This is a genomic window from Pseudothermotoga sp. (assembly GCF_031962025.1).
In the GTDB taxonomy this organism is placed as follows: domain Bacteria; phylum Thermotogota; class Thermotogae; order Thermotogales; family DSM-5069; genus Pseudothermotoga_B.
On record NZ_JAVRKW010000001.1, the window covers coordinates 228899 to 251010 of the forward strand.

Consider the following 22112-nt stretch of genomic DNA (forward strand, 5'->3'; position numbering starts at 1 on the left):
TTTTGTCGATCATATCATATATTTGAAAGATTATTGTTGCATTTTAGATCTTTAGTTGTTCTCGCTCTGTCTGTGGTTTTTTGCAGAGTGAAAGCCATAAGAAAGACTCATTAAGATAAATCCAGCTGTATTTGAATGGCTTAAACAAAGACATATTGACCTTTCAAAAGAACCTATGCAAATACAAAATGCTATTCAGCATTTCCAGGGTGGAGTGAAAATCGACACCGATGCACGAACGAATCTCAAAGGACTGTACGCCGCCGGTGAATGTGCTGGCGGACAGCATGGTGCAAACAGACCCGGCGGGAACTCACTACTTGACACACAGGTCTTTGGGAAAATTGCCGGTCGAAATGCTGCAATCGAAGCGAGACAGATCACACTGAGTCAAATCAACCCAGATGAAGATCCATTCTCATATGGCACAATACCATCTTCAAAAGCACGAAAAATGATCACAGATACTGTTTCAGAATCAGCATTTCTTGTCAGGCAGGAACAGGAGATCACAAAAGCTCTGAGTACTATCGAATCTATTGAGAATCAGGGTATTTGCATAGATGAAAATGGTTTGACTCATTTTCTTGAGACAAGAAACATGCTCATTCTGGCAAGAGTGATCTTAACTTCAATTTTATTGAGAGATGAAAGCAGGGGTCCGCAGGGGAGCGGACATAGTAATAGAAGCCAGTGGCAGCAGTAAAGCACTTTTGGAAGGTTTTAAGCTTCTGAGAAAGGGAGGTACCTATTTAATTGCGGGAGTTGCCGTGCCTCAGCAATCAATTTTGCTGGATGTTTACCATGATCTTGTCTGGAAAAACATACATCTTCTCACAATCAAACCAGGCACTTGAGCTGGTTGAAGAAAGGCAAGCTTTGAAAGTTGTTCTTTCGTTTGTATAGAACATGGGTCAAAATTTAACACTGAGTCCAGCTCTCAGCTGTATTTTCCCGCTCAGCGAATATTCACCACCAATTACCATGAAAAAACCGTGAGCCATTTTTATTCTTCCATCAAACCAGATATTGATATCACGATTGTTGTATGCACCAAGGGTAATTGAGAAATTTTCAAAATTGAGCACTGCACCAGCCTTCCACACAGGTGCAGCAAACTTAAAATCTGTCACCGACAGTTTGAATGGATAGAGCTCTGCAAATAGTGTGAGTACATCAGAAAGCTCTGAATAATCAGATACACCAAGAGCGATGAAAAAATCCTGATCGTAAATGAATTTTATCCCCGCTCTGAGCCCTTCCTTACCCACGGTATTTTCAATTGCCACCACGGCACTGAATGGAATAAACACAACCTCTGATTGAAAAACCAGTGAATCAGCAAACCACAAACAGGTACCTGCGCGTGCACTGAAATCGGAAAAATCAGTCAATAAAAAACCGTAAACTTCACTTTCGTGATTGACACTTGAAGAATTGAAAAGATTTGCAAATTCATCCATTCCACCGACAAAAACGATATTTTCTTTTGGTGGTTCATTTGCAAAAAACGCCCTGATATACACCGCAAAGTACTTCATATTTTCCTGCGTCTTGACGGTTGCCAGACAAACCGGTGAAAATTCTTGACCTATCCATAATTCATTGTCAAATAAAGTGGGATTGTATGGATCTGAAATCACAACTTTGGTGCTGACTTTCTCATCTGAAATGCTCTCTGGAGTGAGTTCTATTCTTAAACCACTGCCGGTTGTCGTGCCGGTTTTAAGAGACAGCTGGCTGGTACCAGCGAATAAAACAGCAGGCTTACCTAAGAGCGTGGAAACCCATGGTCGGAAAATTGTCTTTGTTTTTTCCTGCTTTGTGCCAACCTCAAAGGTTGCGGTAACAAAAGGAATTTTCACTAAAAGTTCCATCACAGATGGATCATAGAGAATTCTGAATTCGTAATTAGATAGATCAGGTTTGTCCAGATGAAGTTCCTTGAAGTTGAATTTGCCAATGGTTTCATCACTGAGCTGAACTATTTCAAGCTGGTATATCACAACAGTCTGAGCGGCAAAAATGAAAGAACAGAATAAAAGCAATGAGAGAATCAATCGTGATCTTGCCATTTTCTACACTTCCTCACAGTACTTCAGCGCTGAGAAATATCACGAGTTCTCTTTTGTTCTCACTGTCGGATTTCACACCAAAGAGATATCTTAGAATCGGTATGTTTCCAAGGAATGGAAAACCTGTGTAAGAATTAGATGACTGTTGAACAGTTAGACCACTTATCACAACTGTTTGACCGCTCTGTATGCAAAGAGTTGTGGACAATTCACTTCTTTTTGTGGAAAGAGAACTGCTCATCTGTGCTGTTGAGAAATGACTCACGCTCGGTGCGACAGCTATCTCGAGCTCGTTATCTTTAAGCACTCTTGCTGTGATATCGAGCCCCACGCCAACATCAACAGTCTGTGTTGTGGTTGTACCGGCTTCGGGCTGAATTATGATGATCTCTCTTTGACCGACAAAAAGTCTTGCTGGTTTGTTTTCCTGAACGATGATCCATGGATCTGCCTTTATGGTCGCTTTGTGTTGTTCTTCAAGGGCTTGTAATCTGGCAACAATCGTTCCAAATGCGTTTGTCTGAACAGACAGCACGCCGGATATTAATCCCAGCGTAGTAGACCAGTTCTCATTGAATTGCTGGTTTGCTCCGAAACTGTAGCCAAGTTGATCCAAGCCAAGATCCATCATGGCATCCTTCGAAACCTCTGTGACGACAACACTTACCTTTACCTGTTTTGGTGCAAGATCTATTTTCTGTAGGTCTTCTTCAAATCGCTCTATGATCTGTTCGGGTGCGGTGATAGTTATCAGGTTGTTCTGAGTGTCGATTTTCAGAAAAGGTTCATAAAAAGATGGTATCAGGTTTTTGATCGAATCTACTTTCAGATACTTTGGTTTTATTGCTTTGGTCTGAGCAAGATATCTGAACGCTGGGTTTTTTGGATCTGGCGCGCCGACAAAATAAAAACCATCAACCTTTATAAAGGTATATCCACCCGGCATGAGAATCATTTTCAAAGCCTTTTCGAGCGGCACTTCATTCAATTCTATGGTGACAAAACCACTGACGGTGGTATCTGCGATGATTGGTACACCGGTTTGAGCTGATATATCCCTAAGGGCGTCGAGAATATAGGTATCCTGAAAGATATTTGTCACAAGAGGCTCTTGCTCGGCAAATACTGTCAGAACCATCAAAAAAACTATCAACGTGGAGAATCTTTTCATTTTTCTTCGCCCCCCTCTAATTTGATTCTCTTTCTCAGCGTGATCGGCTGACCATCTTTGAAATCTATTCTCGCGACAACTTCGTATTCACCCGGCTGAATCTGAGCAGGAAGCATAACACCATAAATTCTTTCCTCACCGGGAAGGATGGGTATCTCTCCAGAATAAGAAGCGCTGACAAGTCTTTGTGTACTCTCTGGGAATATCACGCCGTTTTCTTCTTCTCGCTGTGGTATGACTTTTTCAAGACCAACTGTTATCGAAGGAATGACGTGATAATTTCCTTCGTTTCTGACTAACAGATCAACATTCAGCCCATCTGCGACTGGCTGAATTAAGTGAAAATCTGCTGAAAGTTTCTTGACGATGGTTTCATCTGATCCGACATAAACCAGAAGATTGGCTCCGAACTCGGCTTTTGCATTTTCATTTGAAGAGGAAAACACCAGATCGAAGTAATATCCACCAAGAGCGTCTTCTGGTGGTCTGGCAACGATCCTCAATTTTCGAGTTTGATTTGGTTTCAGCTCAAATGAATTTGGCGATAATTCTATCCAATCAACTGCTTTCTGTCTATTTTCAATTGGAACGAGTTCACCATTGATGTCATATTCAAGAGGGTAAATCGAGGCGTTTATCTGTGCAGTTTCATTTCCGCGATTTGTGATACTGATCAGTGTACTTCTGAAAGTCTTTGGCATCACCTTTAATTCTATGTTCCCGGGTTCGATATAAAACATCGGAACACTACTCACTTTTGCCTGTTCAACTTGAGCTGTGTCTTCTTTGACAGAAAACTGTGTTTCGACGATGGCAGGTCTGTGACCGCCGTAATTAACAACAGCTTTTGCCGTGTAATCTCCCGGGGGGAGTTTTCTGGTAGTGATGCTTCTTATTTTCACAGTGGCATCCGGTAATATTATCCCTCTGCCAGAACCAAGCGGCATTTTTACCAGTGTTCTACCTTCCGATGTTTTGATGGTCAGCTCTCCTGTTGTCTGTACATGAACATTGCTCTTGTTTAAAACAGAAACACTGAACACCGTGGCATCTTCTCCAACCATTCTTGCTACTTCAATCAGGCTTTTTATCTCACTTATTTTCTGTATTTGGAAATCAACAGCGTACGCCTCTATTCTTCTCTGTCCAGCTTCCACGGTTAACTCTAAGAAACTTGCAAGCTGGAACTGAAACTGAACAGCAAAGCCAACAGCTTCTTCCATAACCTGCGGTGTCTGCTGCGGGGGAACGATTTTGAATACAATAGCCGCATATCTTCCACCTGTGATCCCACGTGGAATGCTCACATTCACAGTAACCTGCTTACCAGAACTTGGTGAAATGGTAAAGACCTCTGGATCGACTTTGATCCATCTTGCGGCAGAATATTTCGTCGAACCGGCCGGAGCGATGTTGTACATGCCATCGATATCTTCAACAACATCCTCGACTTTTGCTTCTATAGTTACCGGATTGAGTGGGTCGGAATTTTCCAAATAAATTTCGTAGCTGAACTGGCTTCCTTGAGCGACGGATTTTGTCACAACCATTGGATCGAGCCTGACGCCGAAAGTTCCTTGAGCAAAAATATCCATGCAGATGAGTATCAAAAACACATACAAAAATTTTTTCAAGCAAATTCACCCCAATCCTTCTTAAAAACAGTAGGGGGATTCCCCCCCTACTGCATTTTCTGTTCATTGGTTCTCAGAAGTTATAATTTCCACTTGCTCCATCAATCCATGGCATCTGTCTTTGCAATGTTATTGTTATAGTACCACTGTTTTTGTAAACTCCAGCAGAGTTGCATTCTACGACTTTAATCTTGTTCCACAGCTTTCTGCTTATTCCTTCGTGAAGAGCCGCATCATCACGTATAAACACGTGTACATCGTTCATCTGTCCAGCAGCTGCAATTTCCTGGATACCAGTTGGTTCATTGCCTATGCCGTAGGCATACCATGCATCGATGTACGGATTGACTGCACTGTTAAAATATGGTGGGGTTGTACCTGGAACAAATGTCGGGCTTGCAAGACCTGTGAAGCTTATAACTATTTCACCATTGCTCTGAATGAAAAAGCTTATACAATCTGTAATGTAAGTTCCAGGTTTTCTGACATACCATGTCCATTTGGTTCCATCGATTTGCCAGTTAACCCACTGAGCAACCTGAATTTCTGTTTCAAAATTAAATGTCCAGTTGAATTTGTTGCAACTACCATTGGTTGCTCCACTCTTGAACGCCCTTGCCTCTACTGCTGGTTGTCCCGTACCCAGCGAAACCCATCCGTTATCTGTCCATTTCCAGACTGTTAACTCTTCTGTTGCGAACACTGCGAGTGCTGTTATTGCCAGAACTGCCATGATAAGAATAAGAGCTTTTCTCATAAAAATTCCCTCCTTTTCACCCTCTTGGGTGAGATTTTGTGAAAACCTATTTTCTGTCGACATAAACTTTGGAGTTTTGAATTGTGAAAGTTATCGTACCGGTGTTTCTGTAAATACCTGAGGATTGATTTTTCAGATCTACAAGCTGGTAGAAATTCACGGACGATGAACCAGAACTGAGTGTCATAGAGCGGTTGTTTAACGCAGGAGCACTGATCCAATCGATGTTTTCAGTAAGATCGTCGCTGATTGCATAATATACCTCTACACCCTCAAGCCCTATCCCCCCTTGTGGTTGAAGATAATCAAAGTTACTGAAGCTGACAACCACAGGATACACACTGTTGACTTTGACTTCAAAGGCATTGGTGGCGTATTTGCCCGGTTTTCTGATGTACCACAGTATCTTTGAGTTAGAAACTTCCACACACATACCCGATGGTGGCTCTCCTCCTGCCCAGGCAGTCTCCTGCTGGTTGTTCTTTTTCACCGACAGATGAAGCAGTATAAAGACTTTGTTTTGGATACACTTTATATCTTTCAAGTTGCGGTAGTCGACTTTGTATTCATAAGTGGCTGTCGGTGGATTGTGCTCCGTTTTGTAAGGGAATTGACCTGGACTTTGATTTCCACTGGGCTCTTGATAGCTTATCTTCAGGTGAGATTCACTTGCAAGCCATCCGTAGAGTAGTTCAAATTTGATGTACAGGTAGGTGTCGTCGTTCCACACAGTTGTTATACCTATATTTTGATTCTGACCAGCCACGATACCGTAGTAACTTTTTTCTGTGCTGTTTCTGATAACATATTCCATGTAGTAGTACCACTGACCTTTCACTGAGAACTTTTCTGTGTTTTCAGGCTCCACAACGATTGTTCCGTTTATTTCATGAGACACGCTTATGTTGGACGAACCACTCTGTACATTCGGCATAACAATCAGTTCCGATACATCTTTATTCACTCTTTGCCAAAGACCTGTTGCTGGATCGTATCTGTAAACTTTTGGAGCAGGTGTGTAAGAAAGTCCAATGGTTATGAGAGTCATTAAGAATATTATTAACATCTTTATATTATTCAGAAATCTTTCCACTCTCATAACCCCCTGGCTATAAATCTATCAGGTGGCATTGAAAAAACATTGATAAATCCCTGATAATCTTCTGAAAATATACTCAAAATATGCTGAAAAAATATGGGGTGAGCTCGCCCACCCCAAAGGAGGGAAGTCAGATGTAAGCAGTCAGATCAAACAGTCCGTGACCGCTGAGGTTGAAAACTATAACTTTTCTGGCTTTTTCCTGTTTTGCCATTTGAGCTTCTCTGATTGCTCCGGCAATTGCATAAGAACTCTCTGGTGCAGGAACAATACCTTCCAATCTCGCAAATAATTTTGCCGCTTTGAAAACTTCATCCTGATCCAGTGCAATTGCTTCAACGAGTTTTTCTTTAACCAGTTTGGAGATTATCGGTGCAGCACCGTGATAGCGCAAGCCTCCCGCGTGGATCTTGGGCGGGATGAAATCTTTGCCCAGTGTGTACATTTTCAAAAGCGGTGTCATTCCGGCGGTATCTCCATAATCGTACTCGTAACGACCCTGAGTTAGAGATGGGCATGCAGTTGGTTCACAGGCTAAGAGTTTGATCTGTTTTCCAGAAAGTTTGTCCGGTACAAACGGCAGAATTGTTCCACCAAAGTTTGAGCCCCCACCATGGCAGCCTATAACAACGTCTGGTTTCTCATCAATGATCTGCAGTTGTTTTTTGATTTCAAGCCCTATCACCGTCTGATGCAGAAGAACATGGTTGAGAACACTTCCAAGTGAATACTTGGTTTTTGGATCTGATAGTGCGACTTCGATTGCTTCGCTGATCGCTATACCGAGACTTCCTGGCATATCACCATTTTTCTCAAGCAGAGATCTACCGAACTTGGTGCGTTCACTTGGACTTGGTACAACATCTCCACCGAAGAACTTCATCAGGTATTTTCGCATTGGCTTTTGTTCATAACTGATCTTGACCATGAAAACATTGACTGTTAAACCGAATTTTGCACCGGAATAGCACAGTGCGCTTCCCCACTGTCCTGCACCTGTTTCGGTGACAAGCCTTTCTGTACCAGAGATTTTGTTGTAATAAGCCTGTGCAAGGGCTGTGTTCGTCTTATGGCTGCCAGTTGGGCTTGCACCTTCGTATTTGTAGTAGATCTTGGCTGGAGTCTGCAAAAACTGTTCAAGATAAGTTGCCCTGATCAAAGGAGTTGGTCTAAAGACAGCGTACTCTTCGAGGACTGCTTCTGGAATTGGAATCTCGCGCCTGTCACTTACCTCCTGTTCGATCAAAGGCATCGGGAAAATTGCCGAAAGTGCTTGTGGTGATATGGGCTGTTTTGTTTTTGGATCGAGTGGGGGATCGAGTTTGAACGGCAGATCAGCCAGCACGTTGTACCAGTACCTTGGAATTTCGTCGACCTTTAGATCCACCCTGATTCTCATAAAACCACCTCCTGATGATTTAAAATAAAAAAAAGGGGCTCTCTTTGTTGAGAGCCCCAATTCGGTGTAGCAAAACAAAAGTGGTACTACCCCACCGAATTGGGGCAGTACCACCACCATTGATTGTTATCAACTATGGCAACAAAACCTTTAAGAAAAATACTCAAGCATTTGCACCTCTTGTGCTTGATGATACACCCAGAATGATTCAAAGTCAAGTGATTTCAATGGCAATTTAATATATCTGCGAAAATTACCGATCTTAATTACTATTTTCCCCCTAACTGGTGGTAAAATTAAAATTGTACTATTAGCGAACAAAGAAAAGGGGTTGAGACTGTGGAAAGACTTAAAATCGATGATTTTCTGAATTACAAGTTTTTGTCAAATCCAACCTTTTCCGAGGACGGGAAATATCTTGCCTTCGTAGTTCATGAAAGCGATTACGACGATAACAGATATCTTTCAACAATCTGGCTCTATAAAGATGGTGATGTAAAACAACTGACAACCTTCGGGCAGGAAAGTACGTTCATCTGGCTTGATGAACAGACTATATTGTTCCCAAGTCTGAGAGAAGAAAAAGACAGAAAAAGGAAGGAAAATTCAGAGCCATTCACGATCTTTTATAAAATCAACATCTTTGGAGGTGAAGCTCAAAGGGCTTTCGAAGTGCCATTGACAGTCAAGCAGATTGAAAAACTTGACCAGAACAGATTTGTATTAACAGCCATTTGGGACAACAACTTGCAGGATCTTTCCAAAATGAATGAAAAAGAAAAAGAAGAATATCTGAAAAAAGTCAAAGAAGAGAAGGATTATCAGGTCGTGGATGAGATACCTTTCTGGTCAAATGGCAGCGGGTTCACAAATAAGAAAAGAATCAGGTTATACCTGTTTGACCTGCAGAAAAATTCGCTGACACCAATTACCGATGAGTTCACCAATGTCGAACAGTTCTCACTGAACGAACAAAGGACGCTTTTACTGTACATAGCCAACCGTTTCACTGACAAGATGCAGATACGCTCCGATCTGTATCTTTACGACATAGTTGAGAATAAATCTACAAAGCTCACGCACGAAGATCCTTTTGATTACACCTTTGCCCACTTTTTGAAGGACAAGATTGTATTTGCCGGCACCAACATGAAAAAGTTCGGAATCAATGAGAACCCGAAATTCTATGCGCTTGATCCAAAAACCGGTGAAGTGGTAGTTCTCACACCGGATTTTGATTTCAGCCTCCACAACAGCGTTAACTCAGATTGCCGATATGGCAGCAGTAGGATGAGCAAAGTCGATTCAGAACACCTTTACTTTGTCACTACAGAATGGCACAGTTCATACCTGAACAGAATAGATCTGAGTGGAAAAATAGAAAAACTCACTTTGGACAACGGTTCCGTGGATGGATTCGATGTTGTAAAAGATAGAATAGCTTTTGTCGGTCTTAAAAATATGAATTTACAGGAAATCTATGAACTGTCCGATGGACAAGAAAAAAAGATCACATCCTTCAACGAATGGGTTCTCAAACAAAGATCTGTGTGTAAACCGGAAAGATTTGAGTTTGTCTTTGACAACACAGTTTTTGAAGGTTGGATCATAAAACCGGCGGATTTTGATCCTTCAAAGAAATATCCCGCGATACTCGATATTCACGGTGGACCAAAGACGGTTTACGGAGAGGTTTTCTTTCATGAAATGCAGTTTTGGGCAAATGAAGGATATGTTGTTCTTTACACGAATCCGCGTGGGAGCGACGGAAGAGGTAATGAATTTGCGGATATCAGAGGAAAGTACGGAACTGTGGATTACCAGGATCTGATGAATTTTGTAGATGAATCGATTAAAAGGTTTGACTTTATAGACAAAGACAGGTTAGGAGTCACCGGTGGTTCCTATGGTGGATATATGACAAACTGGATCATAACTCAAACAGACCGTTTCAGAGCTGCTGTTTCTCAGAGAAGTATATCTAACTGGATTTCAAAATTCGGCACCACTGACATAGGCTACTTTTTCGTCGAAGACCAGCATCTTGCAAATCCATGGACGGATTTTGAAAAACTCTGGTGGCATTCACCGATGAAATACGCCGACAGAGTTAAGACACCAACTCTTTTCATACATTCAGATGAAGACTATAGATGCTGGATCGCTGAAGCGATTCAGATGTTTACATCGCTTAAGTATCACGGTGTTGAATCAAAACTGGTGATCTTCAAAGGGGAAAATCACGAGCTCAGTCGAAGCGGAAAACCAAAGCACAGATTGAGAAGACTGAAGGAAATCACTGACTGGTTCAACAAATTTTTGAAGTGACTCTTGAACTGTCACTGTATCTTATTGATAAAATATCTTGATCGTTAAAATTTTTAACTATATAATCTCAGTAAAATCGACTCCAAGATCTGGAGGAATAACATGAAAAGATACAGATTGACAGTTATCTTCTTAGCTCTTGCGTTTATCTTTGGTCTTGCCGCTTTTTTTAAGGGAAAGATAAACGCCGATTATGTTGTTTTCCTGCCAGGATACACTCCTGGCGCTACACTTGAGCAGATTGAAAACCAGGATTTGAGAAATCTTCTGGATGTTTCTAAAAAATTCTCCGACGGAACACAGGTAGTTGTGATACTGCACTCAGACAGGACATTTTTCCAGTCAGATCAGATCATGAAGGTCGTCGATCTGCAAAATGATCTGTCAAAAGTGGAAGGTATCAAAACCGTTCTGAGTGCTCTGAACTACCCATTTAAGGTACCGTATTTCAACGGCACCACTCTCAGCGAACAAATTTTAGAAGATCCTCAGGCGAAATCATTCATTTCAAAAGACGGCAGGTATTTGCTTTTGAACTGTATACTCACACCTGTGGATGATTCAAAACCTGTTCTTAGAAGGATCGATAATGTACTGAAAAATTACCAGACCATGTCGCCTCTTGTCTTTGGGCAGATGGTCATAAACGATCATCTGTTCAACGAGATTATAAGACAGATGCTGTTATATCCGTCGTTGATGTTCCTGGCAATTCTTGTGGTTTTCTGGATTCAAACACGTTCTTTAAAAGCAAGTGTTTTATCCCTTGTTATTCCTCTGATTGCAACCATCATTGTTTATGGTTTTTCAGCGATCGTTGGTGTTGAGCTCAACGTCATGACGGTTATGTGTGTCAGTTTTCTGCTTGTTATAGGTTCTGCTTACGGACTGCATTTTTACAATGGAATAGTTCGCTTTGGTAGAGATGTTAGAAAAAAGATGTTCAGACCGATCTTTTTTTCGATGTTCACAACCGCTGTGGGTTTTTTGTCTTTTCTGTTTGTGAAAATAACAGCTTTCAGGCAACTTGGTTTGATGGTTTCATCCGGTCTTTCACTGATCTTTTTAATTCTCTTCACGGCTGGATATGAACTTTTTTATGATGAAAAAAAGGAGTATGCAAGAACCTTTTCTTTGAAAATAAACGGTGGAGTTTTTGGCAAGATTCTGATCTTTGCTGTCGCCGTTATTTGCATAATTTCACCCTTTGTTTTTCCTCGAATAAAGATCGGGATGGATCAGGCTTCGTATTTTTCCAGAAACAGTCAGGTTGGTCAGGCTTTGAGGATTCTCAGTGAACAATTCTCCTACCGCGAACCAGTCTACATAATGATAGAGAAGGACAGTTTTTTCACAGTCAAAGATACACAGAACATCAAACAAATACTCGAACAGGTGAGCAGTATAAATGGTGTCGCCTCAGTTCAATTCCCAATTTCATACCCAGTTCCAACTCTCGCATTACTGGCACGCGTTCAACCTGCTATAAATTACTTTGTGGCTGACGGGAAGACGATAAGAATAGTCGCAAATATAACCGATGAAGCATACATGCAGGCTGGAAAGATCAAAAAAGCATTATATGAAGAGCTGAAAAATTACAATGAATACAGATTCACGATAGCAAGTGCATCGTTTATCGTAGATCAGATAAATTCCCAGATATTGAAAAGCCAGATTCAAAGCCTTATTACATCTTTAATTCTGATCTTTGCTTCTATTGTCATTGCCTTCAAAAGTATCGAATTTTCAGCTCTCATAGTGATACCGGTTCTGTTGACGGCAATTTTCAATTTCATTTTTATTTACCTCATGAGGCTCAGGCTGGATATCGCAACATCTATTGTCGCAAGCATACTGGTCGGTCTTGTGGTGGATTATTCCATACATTTGGCACACGATTTGAAGACAACCAAGGACATATCAAAGTCAATCGAAAACATTGGTATGCCGGTTCTCACCAATGCACTCGGTTTGATTGCAGGTTTTATGGTTATGTCACTTTCAAGACTTGCACTTTTCAGAAATGTATCGATACTTCTCGTACTTGGGATAGCTTTTGGTGTATCTTTTACGATATTCTCTCAGCCGCTGATAATACAAAAGATGGTGAGAAAACTTGAGACTGGACAGGTTTCTTTCAAACGCGAAGATGGGTACAAGAAGTGAGGTTAAAAAGTTCATAAGATCTGGACTGGTCAGTGTGAACGGTGTACAGATCAAAGACGAGGGATTTCATGTTTCTGAAAAAGACGTCGTTGAGTTAAGGGGAAAGATCGTCGTCCCACACCGAAAAATTTACCTGATTTTCAACAAACCCGCCGGTTATGTGAGCGACAGAACTGAAGATCAAGCTTCTGTATACGATCTGATCGACCATCCGTACTTAAATGAGCTTCAAGTCGCAGGTAGATTGGATAAAGATGTTGAAGGTTTGCTGATTTTATCAAACGACGGTGACTTTATACACAAAATAATAAGTCCGAAAAAACACATTCAGAAAGAATACCTTGTGTGGTTCGAGGGAGAGCTCACTGACCAGAAGATAGAGCTTGTCGAAAAAGGTTTGAAGATCAAAGGCGAACAGTTCAAGCCAGCCGTTTTGAAATATGTTCAACCCGGCGTGTTGAGCCTTGTTATCACTGAAGGTAAATACCATCAGGTAAAAAAGATGATGAACTTTCTGGATCTGAAGTATTCAAGGATACAGAGAATAAGAATTGGCACGATCGAACTTGGCAGTCTCAAGCCCGGAGATTTTCGCGAACTTTCTGAAAAGGAAATCAATTCACTGCTCTTGAATTCGTGAATGTGATCTGATCTTTGATCTTGCATAAATTACAAGCACTATAACTGTGAGTATGAATGGCAACATGTTGGTGATCTCTGAGGGTATCCTCAGCGATTGTAAGGTAATGCCGATTGTTTCTGCTATACCGAACAGCAAGGCACCGAAAGCACCAAACAGGGCAGAATTTCCTCCAAGGGCTTGAGCGGCGATTGAGATGAATCCTCTGCCTGAAGTCATATCTCTTGCAAACCACGAGACATAACCCATTGACAGAAATGCTCCACCAAAACCGGCAAAGATTCCGCTCAGAACAAGGGAGAGAAATTTCATCCTGTTCACCGAAATACCCACCGAGACAGCCGCATCCGGATTCTCACCAACAGACCTCATCCTGATACCCAATGGAGTGCTCTTGACCAGATAGTTGACAACCAGAACAGATATTATCGCTATATAAGTCAAAGCGTTATGTCCACTCAAAACTCTTCCAATGAATGGGATGTCTTTCAAAAACAAAATGTCAACCTTTGGTATGGTGAAGCTTCTCAACGATGCAGATGATCCCTTATCACCTGTGATCGCGTAAAGCAAGAAAACGGTCAGACCAGACGAGAGTAAATTCAAAGCCACACCACCTATGACCAGATCTGTTTTCAGTTTCAGATGAAAATAAGCAAGTATCATCGCAAGTACTGTAGATGAAGCAATGCCCATCAAAAGCCCTATCCAAGCGTTGTGAGAGAATGAAGCCACTATCGTACTCCAAAAGGCAGACATCAGCATCATACCCTCGATCCCTATGTTTATGGTTCCGGTTATTGAACTGACAAGCGCCGCCATGACACCGAATAAAAGTGGTGTAGAAACTCTAATGACACTGTACCAAAATTCAGGGTTGAGAAGGTCAATCACCTTTCATCGCCTCTTTAGCAACAGCTTTTTGCTTAAACCTTTCCAGCAGAGCTTCTGCTGTAATCAAAAGAATCATCAGGCTTTGAAGAACTACAACTATTTCTGGAGCCACTCCGGTTGTTCTGCCCATGATATTGGCACCTATTCTCAGATATGCAATAAACAGTGCGCTCGGTATGACGAGGAACGGGTTATTTCGTGCCAGTATTGCCACTATGATGCCGTCAAAACCATAACCTGGTAATGATTGCCACACAAACCTTCTGTACATTGCCGCCAGTTCTATTCCGCCTGCAAGACCGGCTATTGCCCCCGAAAGAATCTGTACCCAGAAGATAACACTCATGGTTTTGATGCCGCTGTAAAGTCCAAATTTTTTGTTGGCTCCCACGACTCTTATCTTATATCCCCACTTTGTTCTGTAAAGTAGTAAACCCACCAGAACTGACAGACCGATGGCTATGAAAAGACCAGAATTCAACCTGTACTTTGTTAAAGTCGACAACCATGCAGTTTGTGGAAATTTGTGCGAGACAAGAGCGCCTGCCGTTTTATCGCGAAAATAGTTGTTGACCAGGAACAGAACGAGAAAATACGAAATGTAGTTCATCATCAGCGACGAGACCAGCTCACTTGCTTTCCACTTTGCCCTCAAAATAGCCGGAACAAAAGCCCAGATAGAACCAAACAGAGCAGCTCCAATCAGAGTGATGATCAAGTGTAGCCATGAAATCTGGGGAAAATTCAGAGCGAAAACCATTGCACCGAATGCGCCAAAGAACAACTGTCCTTCAGCTCCTATGTTGAATACCTTGGCTTGAAAAACCACAGAAAGCGCTAACCCAGTCATCATGAGTGGGACTGCGTTGTTGAGAAATTCGAAAAACCGTCTCTGTGTCGTCAATGGTCCTGTCAGAAAAAGTTTAAAAGCTTGTATAGGTTCATCTGTGCTGAAGAGTAAAAAACAATAACCGATCAAAAGTGCTATCCCAACAGTTATGACAAACCTTATCAATTCCAGAAGTACAAGTGTTCTTTTCATAAACTCACAGACTCCTTTATCTGATCATCGCTCTGCCTTTTTGCGCCGAGCATGTAATATCCTAAATCTGTTTCGGTGAGATTTTGATTTCTCAAATGTGCAACTATTTCACCTTTGTAAAGGATGAGTATTCTGTCTGCGATCTGAAGTACCTCCTGTAAATCGGTCGATATGAGAAGCACTCCTTTGCCTTCATTTCTTATCTGGATGAGTTTTTTGCGAATGAATTCACTTGAAGCAACATCTATACCGTGAGTAGGTTGATTCGCTATTACTATTTTTGAAGAATTGGTCATCTCGCGGGCAACGACAACTTTTTGCATATTTCCACCGGAAAGCATTCTGACCATTGTCGCTGGACTTTTTGCTCTGATGTTGAATTCCTTTATCATCCTGCTGGCAAAATCAGTTGCGGTTTTCTTTTTATAAAACAGTTTACCGGAATAGGGTTTTGTGTGAAATCTATCTGATATCAGGTTTTCTGCAATGGATAGGTCAAGTGCACATCCCACCTCAACTCTGTCCTCTGGAATGTGAGAAATACCAGCCTGTCTGATCTTCCAGGGGTATGCACCGAGTATATTGCTGTTGTTCAATAGGATCTGACCAGTGGCTTTTTCTCTCAAACCGGTTAATATTTCGACCAGTTCTTTCTGACCGTTACCTTCAAGTCCTGCTATAGCCAGTATTTCCCCGGCTCTCAAAGAAAAAGTGATATTTTTAAGAACATGGGCACCATCTTCACGAAAATAATTCAGGTCCTTCACAGTTAACAAAATTTCCCCGGGTTCTCTCAGTTCTCTTTTTATGTCATATTCAAATTTTCTTCCGATCATGAGTTCAACGATATCAGTTTCGGTGAGATCTTTGTTTTCATAAGTTCCAACAACCTGTGCGTTGCGCATCACTGTTATTCTGTCGGCTATCTGTTTAACTTCATTCAGTTTGTGTGTTATAAAGATAACTGTTAAACCATTTTTGATCAATCTTCTGAGCACCTCGAACAGGTCATTCACTTCCTGCGGTGTCAGAACTGACGAAGGTTCATCGAGTATCAGTATCTTTGCACCCCTCACGAGTGCTTTCAAAATCTCTATTCTCTGCTTCACACCAACCGGCAGATCTAAAACTTTTTCCCACAGTGGAATCTCGAAGTTCAAACTTCTGGCGTATTCAGAAATTATATTCTCCATCTTTTTAAAGTCGGCTGAGAAAAACCTTTTTCTTGGTTCTATACCCAGCATGATGTTCTCAACCACACTGAATGACGGGACGAGCATGAAATGTTGATGCACCATGCCTATTCCAAGGGCAATGGCTTCCTTGGGTGAATTTATATGAACTGTTTTACCGAAGACTCTTATCTCGCCACTCGTGGGTTTTTCGATGCCAAAGAAGATCTTCATGAGTGTGGTTTTCCCAGCACCATTTTCACCGACTATTGCATGGACTTCGCCTTGATTGATTGAAACATTCACATTTTTGTTTGCAACGACACCATTTGGATAAATCTTTGTGATGTCAATGGCTTCGATTGCCTTCATCTTCTCCCCACCAGAAAGAGGGAGCAGATGCTCCCTCAGGGTTTCACGCTCATTCTCAACTTGTTCAAATCATCTTGAGACATGCCAAAAATTGTACTAACTTTGATCTCACCTTTTGTGATCTTGTCTTCTATTTCCTTGATCTTGTTGCGGAATTGCTCCGGTACCAATTCTCTGTAATATTTGTTATCTGCCACTCCAACGCCACCTTCTGATATTCCAAGTGCCTCTGCTTTACCGTAAGTGAGTTTACCTTCCATGTGCAATTTGATGCCTCTGAGTATGGAAATATCGACATTTTTCATCATAGATGTTACTATCCTTTTAGCTATTTCTATGTCTGTACTTTCGTAGATCAGTGCCTGGTCAGAATCGACACCTATTGCCCAGCGGTCAGCTTCTTTTGCGGCTTCCAGCAACCCTATTCCCGTGTTTCCGGCAACGTTGAAGATGATATCTGCTCCCTGACGGTACATGGCAAGGCTCAATTCTTTACCTTTTGCGGGATCGTTGAAACTTCCAACATAGGATATGAGAACTTTTATGTTGGGATTTATATACTTTGCACCTTCGATGTAACCAACCAAAAAGTCATTTATAACTGGAATATCCATACCACCGAGAAAACCGATGACTGGTTCTGGATTGGTTTTTGGCATTCCAGAAGTTGTGATCAAAGCCGCAAGAGCTCCTACAAGGAAAGAACCTTCATTTTGTTTGTAGAGTATGGAGTAAACATTGTTTAATCCGGGTTTGGAGTAATCGACCGATGTGTCGAAAATGAAGTATTTTTTGTCTGGGTTCAGTGGGGCTACTTCTTCGAGAATTTCCTGCATTTGCCAGGTTCCAACGATGATTATGTCGTAATCTTGATCAGAAAGGTCTTCCAGGTACGGTCTCCAGTTTTCCTGTTTGTAAGAAGCTTCGATGATCTTTCCCTGAATTCCGAGTTGTTTGATAGCCATTTCCAAGCCTCTTCCGGCAGAATCAAAAAAGGACTTGTCTCCAAGATTTCCATTCAAAAGCAGTGCTACCTTCAGAGGTTTCGCAAAACTCATCAGCATTAATCCAGCAAGCAGCAGAACCAGTAATTTTCTCACCTACCAGCACCTCCCTCAATCAGGATTTCTATAGCCCTGACGGCTATCTTGATTGAATTTTCCAGACCCATTTCGAATTTTTCACCAGCCTGTATGTATCCTTCATCGATTATTTCTTCTCTGACAGTTAAGACTGCGCCTGTTTTTAAGTGTTTTATGCCACCAACTACGTAGAGTGCTCCTATCTCCATTTCTACGGCAAGAACTCCTGCCTTTATCAACTGCTTTTCAAGATAATCATGCTTTTGTGGGTCAAAATTCCTTCCATAGTACGAATCGGTTGAGAGAACTGTACCGACATGAAAAGGATTTTTGACATCTTTTGCCGCTTTTACAAGTGCATCGACAACTTGAAAATCCGCAACGGCAGGATATTCAGGAATTATGTATTGAGATGTTGTGCCATCTAATCTGACAGCCGCATTCACGATTATGCTGTCTCCGAGTTTCAAATTCTTCTGAAGGGCTCCTGTCGTACCAACCCGTATCACGAATCTTGCATTCGTCGTTGAGAGTTCTTCGATACCTATTGCCATGGCAGGTGCACCCATGCCGGTTGACATGACGCTCACCTTTTCGCCTTTCAAATAACCGGTATAGGTCAGGTACTCTCGATTATCTGCCACTTTCACCGCGTTTTCAAAGTACTTTGCTACACGCTCTACTCTACCCCTGTCACCAACAACGATGACATACTTTCCAACATCTTCGGGTTTCACCCTTATGTGATATCTGGGATCAACCATAGATCAAACCTCCTTCAACAGACTGAGTTTTTCAAAGAAGATGTCAAAGAACTTTGAACTGTCTGCGTTCAACATGATTCTGGCATTCGGATTCTTTCCAGTTGTTCGCCATATGTCTACGACTGTCTGTCCGTAGGTCAGCTCTCCCTTTGTTTCAATATCAACATGATAATCTCTGACCTGGAAAATCTCCGGATGCAGAAGATACATAACAGTACATGGATCGTGCAGTGGCACTCCTTCTATACCAAAAACCTTTTTGTACGTGGATTTGAAAAATACAAGAAGATCTGCCAGAAGGTCGAATTTTGGACCTAACTGTCTCATTCTGTTTACTTCTTTTTCTGTGACTATTACCTTGTGAGTGACATCCAGCGGTGCCATGACTATTGGAACATCTGAATTGAATACTATCTTTGCAGCTTCTGGATCGGCAAATATATTGAACTCTGCAACGGGCGTAACATTGCCGAATGCAATTGAACCACCCATCAAAACAATCGAATTTATTCGTTTAATCAAATGCGGATAACGGATCATGAAAAGTGCGATATTGGTCAAAGGTCCCGTCGGAACCAAGATGATGTCTGAATATTTTTCCAGCATTTGGGCTATGAAATCAACGGCGTGAATTTTTTCAATAGGACGTTTTGCCGCAGGAAGCTGTGCACCTTCAAGCCCCGATTTGCCATGTATGTCCGGTGCCACAACGATATCTCTGAAAAGCGGTCTGCCACATCCGGCAAAGACAGGAACATCTATATCAAAAAGATCTAAAATTGTTCGTGCATTTTTTGATGTGTTTTCCAGATAGGAATTTCCCACAACAGTCGTTACACCGAGTAGCTCAATCTCTTTGCAAGCCGCAGCCAGTAAAATGGCAAAAGCATCGTCATGGCCAGGATCACAATCAAGGATAACACGCATAGTAACACCTCACTCTTTTTTGCAGCGTTTTCTTTGAAATTCTACCATAGTGGTTGTCCAAATTGTGTTTCAAATTGGAACAATCCAACCTGATTTAGTTACTTGAAGACAATCTTTATTTTGTAATTATCGATCAACGGTCTTGCTGAATCGATATAGACTTTCCTACCAGTGAGTCTAACCTCAGTGGTTTCTTTGTTTGAAGCAGGTTCAAAATCCATTTGATCAAAACAACCTTTTACCTCATAAACGGCTGAGTCTACTTTTGACAGGTCATGATATGCCTCGATCGATCCATCCGGTTTCAAAATACAAACATATTCTCCATCAGACAAATTACCCTTTATTCGTGTTATCGTCTTGCCATCGCTGACAAAATTGGAATCAGCCAGTACCGCTACCGGTAATATTCTTGCACTTGTGAAAACTTCGCTCACAGGAGCAAATGTACTGCTCAAAGAAACCTGCAAAGGCGTCAGGGGAAAACCATAGGCTTGCTCTTCAAGTGCCGCGATGTCTTTTTGGTTTAATTTTATAGGTTTTTCCTCACGGTGTGTTCCAAAGATCGATGATATTTCAATTAAGGTTGGATCGTATCCTTTCTGGTACGCATTGAAGGCTTTTATCGATTCTTCACGACTGGAATATATACAATCAAAAGCCCCCGCGAATACCAGTTTCTGTAGAGTCAAAGTAGGTACAGGAACCTTTCTTGCAAAATCATCGATACTTGAAAAGGGACCTTTAAGAGTACACGCATCGGCGATAGAGTTGCTCACACCTGTTATTACTTGAATCGGTAGCTGAAATTCATTTTCCTGTAATTCAATCGGGTTGACCGAAGGACATCTTATTCGAAAGCCAAGTGAACGAAGTTCCTGGACTGAGAGAAAGATTTTGTCTTTGTCGTTGAAGTGTTCTTTGAGATAATGTGTGAAAAATTCTTTTGGAAAATGGTGTTTTATATAAGCAAGTTCATAACTTATATGCGCGTAGGCAATGCTGTGAGATCTGTTAAAACCATAAGATGAGAACCTGAGTATAGTTTCTATAAGTTGTTCTATCACAGATTTATCGTATCCTCTGCTCATTGCTTTGTACCTGAACTGTTCTGCAGCATCTTTCATGGCGATCGCATCTTTCTGCGAGATAGCACTTCTGAAAAGATCTGATTCATCAGGTGTCATTCCAGCCAGCTCCACGGCGATTTTCATCAACTGTTCCTGGTATATCATCACACCAAAGGTTTCTTTAAAAAACTGACTGGATTCACCACAGCCACGTTTTCTCTCAGAATAAAGTTCATTCAGTTTGGCGAGTAATGGTCCAGGTCTGTTCATCGCAAGCAGATCTGAAAGCTCTTCGATGTTCTGTGGTCTGATCTGCCTACATAGGCTTCGCACCGATAAACGTTCCAACTGAAAAATGCCATGTGTCCTGCCAGTCGAGATGTCTCTATAAGCCGAAGAATCATCGATCGGAATCTGTTTGAGACCGATGGACTTTTTCAGTTTACATAAAAGTGATAGAGTCGCCAGACCCAAAACATCTATTTTCGTGACACCAATCCTATCAAGAGAATCCATATCGTACTCGAGTAAAGCGGGTTTTGTGCCTGGCACGACAGGTAAACACATACTGGAATCTGCTATGACAATACCGGCTGCGTGCGTGCTCCTGTGAAAGGGTAATTTGCTGATTAGATCGATTATCTTTGGTGATATCTTTATCCCCAGCCTTTTCGATTCATTTTGCAGAGATTTTAAAGATAGCGTTGAAAATGTAGAAATTTGAGCTACAAAGGCAAATTCCTGGGCAAGTTTTTCGATTAAAAGAGCACGTTTTTCATCCTCGACATCTATGTCTATATCTGGCATCTTTTGACGGTATTCATTCAAGAATCTTTCAAACAACAGATTGTATCTCAGTGGATCGATCTTCGTGATTCCCAGTATATAGGAAACGACAGATCCCACTGCACTGCCACGACCAGGACCAACACAGATATCCAAGGATTTTGCAATGTCGACGATTTTTTTCACCGTGTAAAAATATGGCTCAAAATTCAGTTTTTCGATTACCTGTAGTTCTTTTTCAAACCTCTCTTTGTATCTGGGTTCTATTTTGTCCAGAAAACTTCTTAACCAGAATTTCTGTGGTTGGGGGAATTTCATGTTTACATGTAAATCGTACATCTCACAGCCAAGTGATGTGGCTACATCTTCAAACTTTCCTTCAAAGGATGCCTGCGGATTGCTTTTAACTGAAAGCAGTTGACACATTATTTCATGGGCATCGCATTGAGAGTTTTCAAGGTAGTAAATCAACTTCACGGAATTAACAGGCAACCAGTCGGTTTTTGGTTCTCTTCCTTGGTTGTATGCATTTACGAGTTCATCAAATTCCATGCGATTTTTCGCATAGAAGATCTTTTCCCCTATTCTCAATCCATGAACAGGTATCAACCCTTTCTCTCTGCAAATACTGTTGAAAATCACAGCACTGTGAAAATTTTTGTCTGCAATTAGCAGAGATTTCAAGCCAGATTCACAAGCTTTCTGGATAACCTGTTCAATTCTCAAAATCG

The 22112-nt window shown here is 41.5% G+C and carries 17 protein-coding genes; 4 read left to right on the forward strand and 13 right to left on the reverse strand.

The window, feature by feature from the left end:
- Positions 1–154: 154 nt before the first annotated feature.
- Positions 155–706, forward strand: coding sequence for an FAD-binding protein (locus AC4E92_RS01260; protein ID WP_490238885.1), 552 nt, complete (start codon positions 155–157; stop codon positions 704–706).
- Positions 707–914: 208 nt separating this feature from the next.
- Here the strand turns inward: AC4E92_RS01260 and AC4E92_RS01265 are convergent, their stop codons facing one another.
- The 6 genes from AC4E92_RS01265 to AC4E92_RS01290 form a co-directional block, all read right to left on the reverse strand.
- The gene (locus AC4E92_RS01265) at positions 915–2075 is read right to left on the reverse strand and encodes a hypothetical protein (protein ID WP_490238762.1); all 1161 of its coding nucleotides are present in this window, start codon (positions 2073–2075) and stop codon (positions 915–917) included.
- 13 nt (positions 2076–2088) lie between these two features.
- On the reverse strand, positions 2089–3246 hold the full coding sequence (locus AC4E92_RS01270) for a type II secretion system protein GspD (protein WP_490238763.1): 1158 nt from the start codon (positions 3244–3246) through the stop codon (positions 2089–2091).
- Entirely contained in the window at positions 3243–4880 is a 1638-nt protein-coding gene (locus tag AC4E92_RS01275) for a COG1470 family protein (RefSeq protein ID WP_490238764.1), read from the reverse strand. The genes AC4E92_RS01270 and AC4E92_RS01275 overlap by 4 nt, the downstream gene beginning before the upstream one ends.
- Before the next feature lie 73 nt (positions 4881–4953).
- Positions 4954–5637, reverse strand: a complete 684-nt coding sequence (locus AC4E92_RS01280; RefSeq protein ID WP_490238765.1) for a hypothetical protein — start codon at positions 5635–5637, stop codon at positions 4954–4956.
- A 46-nt stretch (positions 5638–5683) separates the two neighbouring features.
- Positions 5684–6730 (reverse strand): hypothetical protein, encoded by a 1047-nt coding sequence (locus tag AC4E92_RS01285; protein WP_490238766.1) that lies wholly within the window; start codon positions 6728–6730, stop codon positions 5684–5686.
- A 136-nt stretch (positions 6731–6866) separates the two neighbouring features.
- Positions 6867–8135, reverse strand: coding sequence for a TrpB-like pyridoxal phosphate-dependent enzyme (locus AC4E92_RS01290; RefSeq protein ID WP_490238767.1), 1269 nt, complete (start codon positions 8133–8135; stop codon positions 6867–6869).
- Between the two features lie 339 nt (positions 8136–8474).
- Here AC4E92_RS01290 and AC4E92_RS01295 point away from each other — a divergent pair, with 339 nt between their 5' ends.
- From AC4E92_RS01295 to AC4E92_RS01305, 3 genes are all read left to right on the forward strand, one after another.
- Entirely contained in the window at positions 8475–10463 is a 1989-nt protein-coding gene (locus AC4E92_RS01295) for a S9 family peptidase (RefSeq protein WP_490238768.1), read from the forward strand.
- Positions 10464–10565: 102 nt separating this feature from the next.
- Entirely contained in the window at positions 10566–12632 is a 2067-nt protein-coding gene (locus AC4E92_RS01300) for an efflux RND transporter permease subunit (protein ID WP_490238769.1), read from the forward strand.
- Positions 12583–13272 (forward strand): pseudouridine synthase, encoded by a 690-nt coding sequence (locus AC4E92_RS01305; RefSeq protein WP_490238770.1) that lies wholly within the window; start codon positions 12583–12585, stop codon positions 13270–13272. Before AC4E92_RS01300 ends, AC4E92_RS01305 begins: the two co-directional genes overlap by 50 nt.
- Here AC4E92_RS01305 and AC4E92_RS01310 read toward each other — a convergent pair.
- The 7 genes from AC4E92_RS01310 to AC4E92_RS01340 form a co-directional block, all read right to left on the reverse strand.
- Positions 13252–14166, reverse strand: coding sequence for an ABC transporter permease (locus AC4E92_RS01310; protein ID WP_490238771.1), 915 nt, complete (start codon positions 14164–14166; stop codon positions 13252–13254). The two genes, AC4E92_RS01305 and AC4E92_RS01310, sit on opposite strands and share 21 nt — an antisense overlap.
- Positions 14159–15208, reverse strand: a complete 1050-nt coding sequence (locus tag AC4E92_RS01315; RefSeq protein WP_490238772.1) for an ABC transporter permease — start codon at positions 15206–15208, stop codon at positions 14159–14161. Before AC4E92_RS01315 ends, AC4E92_RS01310 begins: the two co-directional genes overlap by 8 nt.
- Positions 15205–16752 carry an ABC transporter ATP-binding protein gene (locus tag AC4E92_RS01320; protein WP_490238773.1) on the reverse strand — a complete coding sequence of 516 codons (1548 nt, stop codon included), beginning with the start codon at positions 16750–16752 and terminating at the stop codon, positions 15205–15207. Before AC4E92_RS01320 ends, AC4E92_RS01315 begins: the two co-directional genes overlap by 4 nt.
- A gap of 35 nt (positions 16753–16787) precedes the next feature.
- Positions 16788–17852: a BMP family ABC transporter substrate-binding protein gene (locus AC4E92_RS01325; RefSeq protein ID WP_490238774.1), complete on the reverse strand. Its 1065-nt coding sequence runs from the start codon at positions 17850–17852 to the stop codon at positions 16788–16790.
- Positions 17849–18598, reverse strand: a complete 750-nt coding sequence (locus AC4E92_RS01330) for a nucleoside phosphorylase (protein ID WP_490238775.1) — start codon at positions 18596–18598, stop codon at positions 17849–17851. Before AC4E92_RS01330 ends, AC4E92_RS01325 begins: the two co-directional genes overlap by 4 nt.
- A gap of 3 nt (positions 18599–18601) precedes the next feature.
- Positions 18602–19525, reverse strand: a complete 924-nt coding sequence (locus AC4E92_RS01335; protein WP_490238776.1) for a nucleoside hydrolase — start codon at positions 19523–19525, stop codon at positions 18602–18604.
- Positions 19526–19623: 98 nt separating this feature from the next.
- The gene (locus AC4E92_RS01340; RefSeq protein ID WP_490238777.1) at positions 19624–22107 is read right to left on the reverse strand and encodes a helix-hairpin-helix domain-containing protein; all 2484 of its coding nucleotides are present in this window, start codon (positions 22105–22107) and stop codon (positions 19624–19626) included.
- Positions 22108–22112: the final 5 nt, after the last annotated feature.

Bases quoted from the DNA above. Each gene is read 5' to 3' on its own strand.
- AC4E92_RS01265 (WP_490238762.1), bottom strand. From the start codon at position 2,075: ATGGCAAGATCACGATTGATTCTCTCATTGCTTTTATTCTGTTCTTTC.
- AC4E92_RS01270 (WP_490238763.1), bottom strand. From the start codon at position 3,246: ATGAAAAGATTCTCCACGTTGATAGTTTTTTTGATGGTTCTGACAGTA.
- AC4E92_RS01280 (WP_490238765.1), bottom strand. From the start codon at position 5,637: ATGAGAAAAGCTCTTATTCTTATCATGGCAGTTCTGGCAATAACAGCA.
- AC4E92_RS01290 (WP_490238767.1), bottom strand. From the start codon at position 8,135: ATGAGAATCAGGGTGGATCTAAAGGTCGACGAAATTCCAAGGTACTGG.
- AC4E92_RS01300 (WP_490238769.1), top strand. From the start codon at position 10,566: ATGAAAAGATACAGATTGACAGTTATCTTCTTAGCTCTTGCGTTTATC.
- AC4E92_RS01315 (WP_490238772.1), bottom strand. From the start codon at position 15,208: ATGAAAAGAACACTTGTACTTCTGGAATTGATAAGGTTTGTCATAACT.
- AC4E92_RS01320 (WP_490238773.1), bottom strand. From the start codon at position 16,752: ATGAAGGCAATCGAAGCCATTGACATCACAAAGATTTATCCAAATGGT.
- AC4E92_RS01330 (WP_490238775.1), bottom strand. From the start codon at position 18,598: ATGGTTGATCCCAGATATCACATAAGGGTGAAACCCGAAGATGTTGGA.
- AC4E92_RS01335 (WP_490238776.1), bottom strand. From the start codon at position 19,525: ATGCGTGTTATCCTTGATTGTGATCCTGGCCATGACGATGCTTTTGCC.